Genomic DNA, 12,672 nt, shown 5'->3' with positions numbered 1-12,672 from the left:
CGACCTTGTCCAGGTCATGGCATCGACGATGTCAGGAGACTCGGGTCGCGCGTCGGGACCGGACCGCGGCGGCCAGCACGTCGAGCAGCTCCTCGGTGGTCTGCCAGCTCATGCAGGCGTCGGTGACGCTCTGACCGTAGGTCAGCTCGCCGCCGATGTCCTGCCTGCCCTCCACCAGGAAGCTCTCCAGCATGACGCCGGCGATGCCGTTCTCACCGGCGGCGATCTGGCCGGCGATCTCCCGGGTGACGGCTGCCTGCCGGACATGGTCCTTGCCGCTGTTGCCGTGGCTGGCGTCGATCACCAACCGTTCCGGCAGCTCCGCCTTCTGCAGCAGGGAGAGCGCGTCGCGGACGTCGTCCGGCCCGTAGTTGGGGCCGGTCTGCCCGCCCCGGAGGATGACGTGACAGTCCGGGTTGCCGACGGTGGAGACGGCGGCGGCCCGCCCGTCGTGGTCGACGCCGAAGAAGACGTGCGAATGCGCGGCGGCGACGCACCCGTCGATGGCGGCCTGGACGTCGCCGCTGGTGGCGTTCTTGAACCCGACCGGCATCGACAGGCCGGACGCCAGCTGGCGATGGACCTGGCTCTCCGGCGTGCGGGCGCCGATCGCGCCCCAGGAGACCGTGTCGGCGATGTACTGCGGGCTGATCGGCTCCAGGAATTCGCAGCCCACCGGCAGGCCGGTGCCGAGCACGTCGAACAGCAGCTCGCGGGCGATCCGCAGGCCGCGCTGGACGTCGTAGGAGCCGTCCAGGCCGGGGTCGTTGATCAGGCCCTTCCAGCCCACCGTCGTTCGCGGCTTCTCGAAGTACACCCGCATGACGATCCGCAGATCGCTGCCGAGCCGGTCGGCTACCGGCGCGAGCAGGCGGGCGTAGTCGAGCGCGGCGTCGCGGTCGTGCACGGAGCACGGGCCGACCACGACGAGCAGCCGGTCGTCCGCGCCGGTGACGATGTCGCGGACCTCGGCGCGGGTACGGCGGACCAATTCGGCGTGGGTGTCGTCGAGCGGCAGCTCGGTCAGCAGGTCGCGCGGCGGCGTGAGCGGCTGGAAGCCGGTGACGCGCAGGTCGCCGGTGCTGCCGGCACCGTGGGAGTGTGCGGCGTCGTCGCGTGACTCGGCGGAGGACTGCTGCGTTGGCTGGGACATGTCGCGGGTTCCGTTCCTTCTCTGATGGGATCAGACGGAACGTCCGCGAAGCTCACCCAGGCCGTCCGCCTGAAATGACGAAAGGCAGAGACGCGAGGTCTCTGCCTTCTGGCTCCGGGTGAGTGGTTGGTCAGCCTGCGCCGCCACCGGCTCCACCCGGAGCCGGCGTAAAGCGCCGATACCAACGAACTCTCACCACGCCGTGGAGTGTAGCACCCCGAGCAGCCGGCAACACGCGGCCGGCTGGGAGCGCTGGGGCATGCCGGACACAACGAACGCGGAACGGCCGGAACGAGCTGAGCCGGGTGGCGAAGCGTCGTAGGGTCGGAAGACGTGACCGAGATTCACGAGCTGACCGCGCTCGAGCTGGCCGCGGCGGTACACAGTGGTGAGACATCGCCGTCCGACGTCGTCGAGCACACGCTGAAGCGCATCGAGCGGCTGGACGCGCGGGTCGGCGCCTTCGTCACGGTGACCCCGGAGCTGGCGCGGGAGCAGGCCGCGGCGGCGGAACGGACGCTGGCGGAGCGACGCGGCGCCGGCGGCGATCTTCCGCCGCTGCTCGGCGTGCCCTGCCCGATCAAGGACCTCAACAGCGTCGCGGGTGTCCCGATGCGAGCGGGCAGCGCGGCGTTCGACGAGGTCGTCGCCCCGCTCGACGACGGCGTCGTCACCCTGCTGCGCAACGCCGGAACCATGATGGTCGGCAAGACCAACACCCCCGAGTTCGGACTGCCGGCCTACACCGAACCGGACGTCGCACCACCGGCCCGCACACCGTGGGATCCGCGGCGCTCCGCCGGCGGGTCCAGCGGCGGAGCAGCGGCCGCCGTCGCGTCCGGAATGGTTCCGCTGGCCCACGCCAGCGACGGCGGCGGTTCGATCCGCATCCCGGCCAGCGCCTGCGGACTGGTGGGACTCAAGCCGACGCGGGGACGGATCAGTCCGGGACCGTACGGCATCGACGGCGCCGGGCTGGCCATCAACGGGGTGCTCACCCGGGACGTCCGGGACACCGCCGCCGCGCTGGATCTGCTCGCCCGGCCGTGGCCCGGCGACCTCTACACCCTGCCCGGGCCGGAGGACACCTTCCTCTCGGCGTGTGACCGGCCACCGGGCCGGCTGCGGATCGGCGTGCTGACCCGTCCGATCATCGTCGACGACGCGCCGGTCGATCCGGTCGCGGTCGAGGCGGTCCGGCAGACGTCTGCGCTGCTCATCGAGCTGGGCCATGATGTCGAGGAGGCGCCGGTGCCGTTCGAGGCGGAGCGCTGGTCGTCCTTCGAGGCGTTGTGGGCGGTGATGGCGCTCAGCGCGCCCGTCGCCGACGAGGTGGAGGACCGCCTGGTACCGCTGACTCGCTGGCTGAGGGACCGGGGGCGGTCGGTGACCGGCCTGGAGTATGCCCGCGCGGAGGCCGCGGTACAGGTGACCACCCGCGAGGCGGCCGCCACCTGGGCGCCGTACGACGTGATCGTCACGCCGACGCTGGCCCGGCCGCCGGCGGCGATCGGTGAGCTGCGCGACGACGACGATCCGGCCGCGGATTTCGCCGCTCAGGCGGCCTACACCCCGTGGACGAGCGCCTGGAACCTCACCGGGTGGCCCGCCATCAACCTTCCGTTGCACTGGGCCGACGTCGACGGCGTGACGTTGCCGATCGGGGTGATGCTGGGCGGCCGGCACAGCGGCGAGGAGACGCTGCTGGCGCTGGCCGCCCAGCTGGAGCACGCCCGCCCGTGGCGGCACCGTCGTCCGCCGCTGTGGTGAGCGGACGGATGCCGGCCCAGTTCCCGGCGATCCCGGTGTGCCAGTGCGCGGCGATCCCGGTGTGCCAGTACCCGGTGATCCCGTTGTACTAGCGCTTGCTCCGGCCCTGCGGATAGGTGGCGACCACCTCGATCTCCACCAGCCAGCCGGACACCGGCAACGTCGCCACCTCCAGGTTGGTCCGGGACGGCCGGACCTCGTTGGCGAACTCGACCGGCTCATACGCCTCGATCACCTCGCCGGTGACCCGGTCCACGTTGGCCATCCACTTGCGATAGGCGCGGTTCCAGCCGTTGTAGTCGGCCCGGTCCGCGCCGGGCGGCGCCTGCAGGTAGATCCGCATGCTGGTGACGTCGGCGAGGGTCAACCCCTGCGAGGCGAGGTTGTCGGAGATCCGGGCCATGGCGTTCATACCTTGGGCTTCGGTGAGGGTCACACCGTCGGGCAGTTCGCCGCCGGGATACTGCTCCGGGTCGATATACCGTTCTGGTGTTCCGGCCGGTGCGTCGGTATTGAGGCCACCGGGCCCGACGCCGCTGGAGAAGTAGATCGGTACGCCGCTGCCGATGGAGACGCCGCCGGCAAGGAACGGGTCGGGCGCCGCCTCCGGCTCGGGCAGGTTGAACCGGACCTCGGTGGGGTTGACCGGCTTGAACCGCAGGTCGGCCGAGACGGCGCCGGCGATGCCGAGCGTGACCAGGCTGGAGAGCAGCGCGACGACGAGCAGCCGGGCGCGGCCGGATTTCAGGTAGGTGCGCATGTGGGTCGGCATCCTTTCATTCGGCGGTGGCGGCGAGGCGTTCGTGCAGGTTCATGACAGTCATCCGGGCGGACTCGATCGCTCCGGCCTGCCAGGCGATGTAGTGGCTGAGGTGGTCACCGGCGAAGTAGACGTTCCCGTCCGGCTTCAGCAGGTGGTCGTAGGCGTCGCCGCGGCCGCCGGGCCAGCTGACCCAGCCGCCGAGCGCTTCCGGAACCTTGGGCCAGGCGACCGAGAAGGAGGTCTCCAGCTCATCTCGATAGGCCGGGCCGTGAATCTTCACGCCCTGGGCGACGGCGCGCTCCTCGCGCTCGGCGACGGTGAGATCCGTGTAGGCGCCCGAGTAATAGCCGACGACGACGCCCCGCTCACCGAGGTAGCCGTAGGAGGGGTACCAGATCCCGGAGATGTCCATGTTGGTGGCGGTGATGCCGCCGAAGATGTTCGAGTCTTCCTCCCAGAACCGGCGCTTGTACTGCAGGCCGATCTTTCCGGTGTTGACGCCGACCGGTACCTCGAGAGCGGCCTTCGTCTCGGTGGACAGGTTCGACGGGATGCCCCGCAGCACCATCGGCGGGATCGTGCAGATGCAGTGGTCGGCCTGGATGACCCTGGTGCGGCCCGGACGTCCGGTGGTGTAGGCGACGGTGACGCCGTCGGCGGTGTCGCGGATCTCGGTGACCGGCGCGTTGTAGGTGATGTTCTGTTTGCCGACGGCGTCGGCGAACGCGAACGAGATGCGGTCCATGCCGCCCACGGGCTGCCACATCATCATCGCCTGGCTGAACCCGAACTCGAAGGAGAAGCGGTTTCCCATCTGGCTCTGCAGGACGGTGGAGAGATCCGGTGGCGGCCCGTCCACCACGCCGGCGTTGTGCCCCGCACCCGGGCTCTCGGTGTAACCGCGCCGGTCGTTGCCGACGTACCTGCCGCCCTGCAGCCCGCCGAAGCTCTGGGCGAAGGACGCGAGCCGTTCGGCGTCGTCGGCGCTGAGCGTGTCGTCGAGAGCGCCCTGATCCAGAGCTTGCAGGAGCAGTTCGGAGATGTAGCCGTAGTAGTCCGCCTTGGCCTGGCGATGTGTCACCGGGGTGCCGGCAAGCGGCCCGTAGTCCGTGGAGCCGGTGTTCTCGTGGTAGAAGAAGCTCTCCGCGTTGGCGTTGACCAGGGCCTGGATCTCGACGCCCAGCTCCCGGCAGTAGTCCAGGGTGACATGGTGGTTCGGGATCCGGGCCGGGCCGGCGTTGAAGTAGTGGCCGTCGGCGAACTCGGCGGTTTGAGTGACGCCGTCGGTGTCGGTCAGCGAGTCGCCGCCCCGGATGGTGCGGGCGCGGCCGCCGGGACGGTCGCGCGCCTCGAGGATGTGGCACTCGTAACCGGCCTTCTGCAGTTCGTACGCAGCGGTCAATCCCGCGATACCGGCGCCGAGGATGACGACCTTGGTGCGCTTACGCGCGCTCGGCGAGAGGTCGCCCTGGCGGGGTGGACGGAAGTCCACCGGCTGAGCGTTCGCGGGCGTGGCGACCAGGCCCAGCGCGGCCATCGATCCGTACAGGGCGCTGGCACCACCGGCGATCCCGACGCGGGTCAGGAAGGTCCGCCGGCTCAATCCATCCGGCGTTCCCGGTGTGGACCGTACTGGCGAGGATGTTCCCGGGGCTGTGCTCACTCGGCCTCCCGTAGGTATGCACGTGCTGGCGCGCCGGGGCGACGACGTGACGTCGGCGACACTCGTCATCCGGCGGTTTCGCCTGACGTGCGGAATTCGGTAGGCCGATCCTCATCTATCCGGATTGCCCGAATAATTTCGTTGGCGTAAGCGGTGGGTAACGAGATATCAGTAGCGTCTGGGGCGCTCGCGCATGACACTCGTCGTAGATGTGACTCACGTCACACCGTCACGGTGAAATAGCGGGGAGTCTCTCCCCGTTTAGCTCAATGTCGCGATCGAAGCGGGGAGTAAGTCCCCGGTTCGCACATCCACCGAAGGGAGACGCCGTGACCGGGACGATGACCGCGCCACGCAAGGCGGGCATGCGGGCAGATGCCTCTCGCAATCGGGAGCGGATCGTCGAGGCGGCGCGCGAGGTGATCGGCGAGTTCGGCCCGGACGTGCCGCTCGACACCATCGCGCATCGCGCCGGCGTCGGGAACGCGACGGTCTACCGCCACTTCGACAACCGAGCGGAGCTCCTGCGGCAGGTTGTCCTGCACACGATGACGCGGGTCGCCGAGCGGGCGGAGGTCGCCCTGGATGCCGACGGCGATCCGTTCGAGGCGTTGCGGGCGTTCATCTACGACGCGGCTGAGGAAGGGCCCAGCGCACTGTGTTCGATGATCATGGAAGACTTCGACAAGAGCGCCCCCGACTTCGTGGCGATCCGTCGTCGCGTGGAAGACGCCATCAACGCACTGATGGAACGGGCGCGACGGTCCGGCCAGCTGCGACCCGACGTCGCCCTCGGTGATCTGATGGTGGCGATCGCTCAGCTGAGCAGGCCACTGGCCGGGACCGGCTGCGATTTCGTTGAGCGATACGCCCGTCGCCACCTGCAGCTATTCGTGGACGGCCTGCACAATCCCGCCCGGTCAGTGCTGCCCGGGGTTCCCGTCACCATGGAAGACCTGGAGCGGCGCAACACCTGATTTAGAACACCACCGCACCCCTCATCATCCGTAGTTCACCCTCACGGGAGGCGTTCGCGCGGCGCGTCCCGCGGGGCGGTTCTGTCCTCATCTCTCACTTCTCAAGCAGATTGGTGATCACGCATGTCCGAAACATCCCAGCCTGCGCAGGATCAGGTTGCTCAGCAACCCGATCCACGGCGTTGGCGGGCGTTGGCGATCATCTCCATCGCCCAGCTCATGGTCGTGCTCGACGCGACCATCGTGAATATCGCTCTCCCGTCGGCCCAGGCAGACCTCGGGATCTCCGATGGCAACCGGCAATGGGTCATCACTGCGTACGCGCTCGCCTTCGGTAGCCTCCTGCTCCTGGGTGGTCGTATAGCCGACATGTGGGGCCGGAAGAACACCTTCCTCACGGGCCTCATCGGCTTCGCAGGTGCGTCCGCGATCGGTGGCGCCGCTGTGAACGAAGGCATGATGTTCGCCTCCCGCGCGCTCCAGGGCGTCTTCGGCGCACTCCTCGCGCCGGCCGCGCTGTCGCTGCTGACGGTGATGTTCATCGACGGCAAGGAACGCGCCAAGGCGTTCGGTATCTTCGGCGCCATCGCCGGTGGCGGCGCCGGTGTCGGCCTGGTCCTCGGCGGCCTGCTGACCGAGTACATGGACTGGCGCTGGGTGTTCTTCGTCAACATCCCGATCGCGGCCGTCGCGTTCGTGGGAGCCACGGCCTTCGTCGTCGAGCCCAAGGGCACCCGTAACCGCTCGCCGCTCGATATTCCGGGGACGCTGCTCGGCACGCTCGGGCTCGTCGCGCTGGTATACGGCTTCACCCGGGCGGAGTCCGAAGGCTGGGGTGACGGTGTCACACTCTCGATGTTCGTGGTGACCGCCGTTCTGCTCGCTGCCTTCATCGCGGTCGAGCGGCGGACAGCCGCGCCGCTGCTGCCCCTGCGAGTGGTGCTCGACCGTAACCGCGGAGGCTCGTACCTGGCGCTGGGACTGGCCATCATCGCCATGTTCGGGCTGTTCCTGTTCCTGACCTACTACATGCAGCTGGTGAAGGGCTACAGCCCGATCAGGACCGGTGTGGCGTTCCTTCCGATGGTGGCCGGCATGGTGATCGGGTCCACTCAGATCGGCGCCCGGCTCATGGTCCGGATTCAGCCGCGATACCTGATGGGGCCGGGCCTTCTGGTGGCTGCGGTGGGCATGTTGATCCTGACCCAGCTAGGTATCGACAGCTCGTACGTCGGCCTGATCCTGCCTGCGGAGATCCTTCTCGGCCTCGGCCTGGGCACCACCTTCATGCCGGCCATGAGCCTGTCGACCCACGGTGTGGAACCACGCGACGCCGGCATCGCCTCTGCGATGATCAACACATCGCAGCAGATCGGTGGGGCGATCGGTACGGCCTTGCTGAACACGATCGCGGCCAGTGCGGCGACGACGTACATCACCTCGAACATCGCCGGTGCGTCCTCGCCGGAGCTGGTGCAGATCGAGGGTCAAGTGCACGGCTACTCCACCGCCATTTGGTGGGCGACGGCGATCGTCGCGCTCTCCTCGCTGGTGGCCTTTGTCCTGATCAACGCCGGGAAGCTGGGTGGACAGACCGTGGCCGAGGGCGACGAGGAGCTGGCGCCGGCGATGGTGCACTGAGCGGGGCTGCCGGCGCATCGGCTGCGAAGCCGGCCGAGCACCGGAGAGGGGCGGACCGACGAAGCGCCGGGGCCGTGGCACCGTCTGTGCCGCGGCCCCCGGCGTCGTCGTGACCGTCTACTGTGGTGGCGTGAGTTCGTCGTCGCACCGAGCGGCCCCGGAGCGCAACCAGTTGCCGGCCGTGCAGAAGATGAGAGTCCAGTTCGCCAAGCGTGGCCGGTTGCGGTTCACCAGTCACCGCGATTTCCAGCGAGCGTTCGAACGTGCCCTGCGGCGCGCCGACGTGCCGATGGCGTACTCACACGGCTTCACCCCGCATCCGAAGATCTCGTTCGTCGGGGCGGCGCCGACCGGAGCCGCCAGCGAGGCCGAGTACCTGGAGATCTCCCTCACCGCTCGGCGCGACCCCGAGCAGGTCCGCGCGTCCCTCGATTCGGCTCTCCCACCGGGTCTGGACATCCTGAGCGTCAGCGAGGTGGAGCTGGAAGGCCGGGGGAGTCTCGCCGACCAGTTGCAGGCGTCGTCGTGGCTGATCGAGCTGCCGGGCGCGGCGGTGGACGACGTCCGTGGTGCCGTCGACGCGCTGATGGCGGCGGATTCGGTCGAGGTGCAGCGGTTGACCAAGAAGGGCACGCGCACGCTCGACGCCCGTGCGGCGGTACTGCATGCGCGCGTCGTCGTCGACGAGGATGATCGGCCGGCCGACGAGCCCGCGCTGCGCCTGGTCATCGAACACCAGACGCCCACCGTCCGGCCCGAGGAGATCCTCGGCGCGCTCCGCGAGGTGGCCGACTTCGAGCCGCCGACACCACCCCGCGTCACCCGCCTGGCCCAAGGCACCTGGAACCCCGCCCACCAACACCTGACCCCACCTAAATGATCATGTGAAGTGGGTTTTCTCGCGCACCCCCATGCCTGCAGACCTGTTACGGCACGAGAAAACCCACTTCACATGATCGTTTAGGCGCCGGCGGGTCACTCGTAGAGGACGGCTTGGATCTCGTCGTCGTCGATGTTGGACGTGTCGTACCAGAAGAAGCCGGTGTCGATCGTCTCCGGAACGTCTTCGCCGTCCAGCGCCATGACGGCGGCCTTGACGGTCTCGTAGCCGATCCCGACCGGGTTCTGCGTGATCGCTCCGGCCATGATGCCGTCGTTGATCGCGTCGATCTGCGCCTGGCCGGAATCGAAGCCGACGATCGTGATCTCCCCTTCGATGCCCAGTTCCTTGACGGCGTTGACCACACCGATCGCGGAGCCCTCGTTGGCGCCGTAGATGCCCTTGAGGTCCGGGTACGCCTGGATCATCGCCGTGGCGACGTTGGTCGACTCCAGATGGTCACCGCCGCCGTACTGGATGTCGACGATCTCGACGTCCGGCGCGTTCTCCTCGATGTACTCGACGAAACCGTCACGACGTTCGACGCCGGTGACGCTGGTCTGGTCGTGGACCACCAACCCGACCTGGCCCTCGCCACCGATCAGCTCCACCATGCGTTCCGCCGCGAGCGCCGCGGCTGCCGTGTTGTCCGTCGCGGCCGTGGTGACGGGGACGTCGCTCTCCACACCCGAGTCGAACGCGACCACCGGAATGTCCCGGCTGGCGGCTTCCTCCATCAGGGGTGCCGCGGCCTGGCTGTCCAACGCGGCGAACCCGAGCGCGTCCGGATTACGGTCGATGGCGGTCTGCAGTTGGTCGATCTGCTGGGCGACCTCCGCTTCCGAGTCGGGTCCCTCGAAGCTGACGTCGACGCCGAACTCGTCCGCGGCCTGCTCAGCCCCGTCCCGGACGGCCTGCCAGAACTGGTGCTGGAAGCCCTTGGAGACCAGGGCGATGTGCCGCTGGCCGCCGTCTCCGCCGCCGTCGCCGCCGGAGGCGGTACCGGCGTCATCGTCGGAACACGCGGCGAGCGCGAATCCCAACGCCAAGGTGCCGACGATCCCGAGGATCCGCCTTCTCATCGCTCGCTCTGTCATGATGTGCTCCGGTTTCTCGCGGTTGTGCTGGACGAAGGGTGTGCCGGACGGGCATTCGACGACGTTCGACGACGTCCGACGACGTCCGACGACGGCGTGCGCAGCCGAACTAGCCGCCCTTTCCTCGGCGCAGGATGTCGGTGTAGACGGCGACCAGGATCACCAAGCCGATGATCACGGTCTGCCACTCCTGCGGGACGGACATGATGCGCAGGCCGTTGGTGACGGTTCCGACGATCAGCGCGCCGATCAACGTGCCGACGATGCTGCCCTTCCCGCCCTGTAGCGACGTGCCGCCGATGACCACCGCGGCGATGGCCTGCAGTTCGTAGCCGACGCCGAGCGAGGGCTGCGCCGAGTTCAGGCGAGCGGCAAGCACCACGCCGGCGATGCCCATGAAGGCGCCGGAGAGCGTGTACACGATGATCTTCCATTTCCGGATGCTGATTCCGGAGATGCCGGCTGCCTCTTCGTTGCTGCCGATGGCGAACGTGTAGCGGCCGAGGATGGACTTGTTGAGGATCACCGCGCCGACGACTGTGAGCGCGAACAGGATGAGGACGGCGTTCGGCAGGTCCAGGCCCGGGACGAGGTTGCCGCGGGAGATATCGTTGAATCCCGGCACGTCGGTGAAGTAGATCGGCGCGGCGTCCGAGATGACCAGGGCCAGGCCCTCGGCGATGAGCATCATCGCCAGGGTCGCGATGAACGGCGGGATCTTCAGGAACGCGATGTTGACGCCGTTGATGAAACCGATCAACGCGCCGACGAGGACGCCGCCGGCGACGCCGACGGCCAGCGGCCATCCGAGGTTGACCAGGAAGACACCGGTCATCACGGCGGCCAGGGTCATCCCGGTGCCCAGCGAGAGCTCGATCCCGCCGGTGATGATGACGAATGTGGTGCCCAGCGCGAGGATCCCGATGACGGCCGTCGACAGCAGAATGCCGCTGATGTTCGACCAGGTCAGAAAGTTGCTGCTGGCGATGGAGAAGAATCCGGCCAGAACGATCAGGCTGGCGAAGGCGAGGATCTGTTGCAGCTGCCGCCGCAGCAGGCCCAGTGGCGAGCGCGTGCCCGCTTCGGCCGGTGCCCCCGGTGTGCCGCCGGAGGCGTCGCCGCCGGAGGCACGTTCGGCGGTGTCGACTGGCTTCATGTGGCGATGCCTCCATGTACTCCGGACCGGGTGGCGTAGTCCATCAGCACCTCCTGATCGGCGTCGGCGTTGTCCAGGATTCCGGTGACGCGTCCTTCACACATGACGACGATCCGGTGCGCCAGGCGCAAGACCTCCGGCAGCTCGGAGGAGATCATGATGATCGACTTCCCCTGCTCGGCCAGGGAGTTGAGGAGGTCGTAGATCTCCTCCTTGGCCCCGACGTCGATGCCACGGGTGGGCTCGTCGAAGATGAGGATCTCGCAGTCGCGCAGCAGCCACTTGGCGATGACGACCTTCTGCTGGTTGCCGCCGGAGAGGTTCTTCGTCCGTTGCCGGATGGACGGCGTCTTGATCTTCAGGGTGTCGACGTAGCGCTGCGACTCCAGCCGCGCCTGTTCGTCCCGCACCAACCCGGTGGCGTTGGCGTACTGCTGCACCGAAGAGATCAGGATGTTGAAATGGACATCCTGGTCCAGCATGAGCCCGAACCGTTTGCGGTCCTCGGAGAGATAACCGATGCCCAGCTGTGCCGCTTCCGCCGGGCTGTTGATGGCGACCGGCTTGCCGTGCAGGATGATCTCGCCGGCGTCGGCCTTGTCCGCTCCGCAGACGGCCCGGGCCACCTCGGTGCGTCCGGCCCCCATGAGTCCGGCGAATCCGAGGATCTCACCCTTGCGCAGATCGAAGCCGACATCCCGCAGCAACCTCTTCGTGGACAGGCCTCGCACCTGGAGGACGGTCTCAGTGGCCGACGTCTTCGGCCGCGGGCGCGTCTCATCCCTGATCTGGCGGCCCACCATGAGGGAGATGACGTGGCGCAGATCGGTCTCGGCGGCGGGGAGCGTGTCGATGTAGGTGCCGTCGCGCATCACGGTGATCCGGTCGGCGACGGCTTTGAGCTCCTCCAGCCGGTGTGAGATGTAGATGATTCCGGTGCCGTGCTGCTTCAAGTCACGGATCAGCCGGAACAGTGTCTCGGTCTCGGACTCGGTGAGCGCGGCCGTAGGCTCGTCCATGATCAGGATCCGGGCGTCGAACGAGAGCGCCTTGGCGATCTCCACCACCTGCTGTTGGGCGACGAGCAGGTCACCCACCCGGCTGCGGGGATCCAGGACGATGCCGAGGCGTTCGAAGAGCTCACCGGCGCGTCGGTTGAGGTCCTTCTCGTCGACGAAGAATCCGAGACCCCGGCGCCGTTCCCGGCCGATGTAGATGTTCTCGGCGATGGTGAGATCCGGCATCAGCGACAGCTCTTGGTGGATGATGCTGATGCCGAGGTCCTGCGCCGCCTGCGGTCCGTCGATCTCCACCGTGCGGCCGTCGACACGGATGGTGCCGGCGTCTGGTCGATGGATGCCGGCGAGTACCTTCATCAGGGTGGACTTGCCCGCTCCGTTCTCGCCGACCAGGGCGTGCACCTCACCTGACGTCAGGTCGAAGTTCACCTCGTGCAGCGCCCGGACGCCTGGGAAGGCCTTGCTGACCCCGTTGATCGTGAGCAGCTGCTGGTCCACGTCCGCTCCCTGTCTGATCGGTAAGCTGGGGCCGTACTGCCTCTGCCGTCCGCTA

Annotated in this window: 10 protein-coding genes; 4 read left to right on the top strand and 6 right to left on the bottom strand. The window is 68.1% G+C overall.

The features are described from left to right. Window positions 1-31: 31 nt before the first annotated feature. The gene (locus tag G1H10_RS12060) at window positions 32-1,153 is read right to left on the bottom strand and encodes a 3-deoxy-7-phosphoheptulonate synthase (protein ID WP_163737503.1); all 1,122 of its coding nucleotides are present in this window, start codon (window positions 1,151-1,153) and stop codon (window positions 32-34) included. Window positions 1,154-1,486: 333 nt separating this feature from the next. Here G1H10_RS12060 and G1H10_RS12055 point away from each other — a divergent pair, with 333 nt between their 5' ends. Then, window positions 1,487-2,923, top strand: a complete 1,437-nt coding sequence (locus tag G1H10_RS12055; protein WP_163737500.1) for an amidase — start codon at window positions 1,487-1,489, stop codon at window positions 2,921-2,923. An 88-nt stretch (window positions 2,924-3,011) separates the two neighbouring features. Here the strand turns inward: G1H10_RS12055 and G1H10_RS12050 are convergent, their stop codons facing one another. Both G1H10_RS12050 and G1H10_RS12045 read right to left on the bottom strand, forming a co-directional pair. Next, complete coding sequence (locus G1H10_RS12050) at window positions 3,012-3,683, bottom strand: Rid family hydrolase (protein WP_163737497.1); 672 nt, start codon at window positions 3,681-3,683, stop codon at window positions 3,012-3,014. A 16-nt stretch (window positions 3,684-3,699) separates the two neighbouring features. Further along, entirely contained in the window at window positions 3,700-5,349 is a 1,650-nt protein-coding gene (locus tag G1H10_RS12045; protein WP_216853186.1) for an FAD-dependent oxidoreductase, read from the bottom strand. Window positions 5,350-5,690: 341 nt separating this feature from the next. Here G1H10_RS12045 and G1H10_RS12040 point away from each other — a divergent pair, with 341 nt between their 5' ends. From G1H10_RS12040 to G1H10_RS12030, 3 genes are all read left to right on the top strand, one after another. Beyond that, window positions 5,691-6,326: a TetR/AcrR family transcriptional regulator gene (locus G1H10_RS12040; protein WP_163737920.1), complete on the top strand. Its 636-nt coding sequence runs from the start codon at window positions 5,691-5,693 to the stop codon at window positions 6,324-6,326. 123 nt (window positions 6,327-6,449) lie between these two features. Continuing rightward, window positions 6,450-7,967, top strand: a complete 1,518-nt coding sequence (locus tag G1H10_RS12035) for an MFS transporter (RefSeq protein ID WP_163737492.1) — start codon at window positions 6,450-6,452, stop codon at window positions 7,965-7,967. A gap of 130 nt (window positions 7,968-8,097) precedes the next feature. Beyond that, window positions 8,098-8,847 (top strand): TIGR03936 family radical SAM-associated protein, encoded by a 750-nt coding sequence (locus G1H10_RS12030; protein WP_216853184.1) that lies wholly within the window; start codon window positions 8,098-8,100, stop codon window positions 8,845-8,847. A 95-nt stretch (window positions 8,848-8,942) separates the two neighbouring features. Here the strand turns inward: G1H10_RS12030 and G1H10_RS12025 are convergent, their stop codons facing one another. The 3 genes from G1H10_RS12025 to G1H10_RS12015 form a co-directional block, all read right to left on the bottom strand. After that, the gene (locus G1H10_RS12025) at window positions 8,943-9,929 is read right to left on the bottom strand and encodes an ABC transporter substrate-binding protein (RefSeq protein ID WP_163737914.1); all 987 of its coding nucleotides are present in this window, start codon (window positions 9,927-9,929) and stop codon (window positions 8,943-8,945) included. A gap of 124 nt (window positions 9,930-10,053) precedes the next feature. Continuing rightward, window positions 10,054-11,100, bottom strand: coding sequence for an ABC transporter permease (locus G1H10_RS12020; protein WP_163737489.1), 1,047 nt, complete (start codon window positions 11,098-11,100; stop codon window positions 10,054-10,056). After that, entirely contained in the window at window positions 11,097-12,617 is a 1,521-nt protein-coding gene (locus G1H10_RS12015; protein WP_312856571.1) for a sugar ABC transporter ATP-binding protein, read from the bottom strand. The genes G1H10_RS12020 and G1H10_RS12015 overlap by 4 nt, the downstream gene beginning before the upstream one ends. Window positions 12,618-12,672 lie beyond the last annotated feature (55 nt).

It is taken from the genome of Phytoactinopolyspora halotolerans (assembly GCF_010550675.1).
GTDB lineage: Bacteria > Actinomycetota > Actinomycetes > Jiangellales > Jiangellaceae > Phytoactinopolyspora > Phytoactinopolyspora halotolerans.
The sequence above is the reverse complement of the archived record's forward strand: the minus strand, read 5'-3'. Positions and strand labels throughout refer to the sequence as shown.

Coding starts and splice junctions, on each gene's coding strand:
- G1H10_RS12060 (WP_163737503.1), bottom strand. CDS start 1,153: ATGTCCCAGCCAACGCAGCAGTCCTCCGCCGAGTCACGCGACGACGCC.
- G1H10_RS12050 (WP_163737497.1), bottom strand. CDS start 3,683: ATGCGCACCTACCTGAAATCCGGCCGCGCCCGGCTGCTCGTCGTCGCG.
- G1H10_RS12040 (WP_163737920.1), top strand. CDS start 5,691: ATGACCGCGCCACGCAAGGCGGGCATGCGGGCAGATGCCTCTCGCAAT.
- G1H10_RS12035 (WP_163737492.1), top strand. CDS start 6,450: ATGTCCGAAACATCCCAGCCTGCGCAGGATCAGGTTGCTCAGCAACCC.
- G1H10_RS12025 (WP_163737914.1), bottom strand. CDS start 9,929: ATGAGAAGGCGGATCCTCGGGATCGTCGGCACCTTGGCGTTGGGATTC.
- G1H10_RS12020 (WP_163737489.1), bottom strand. CDS start 11,100: ATGAAGCCAGTCGACACCGCCGAACGTGCCTCCGGCGGCGACGCCTCC.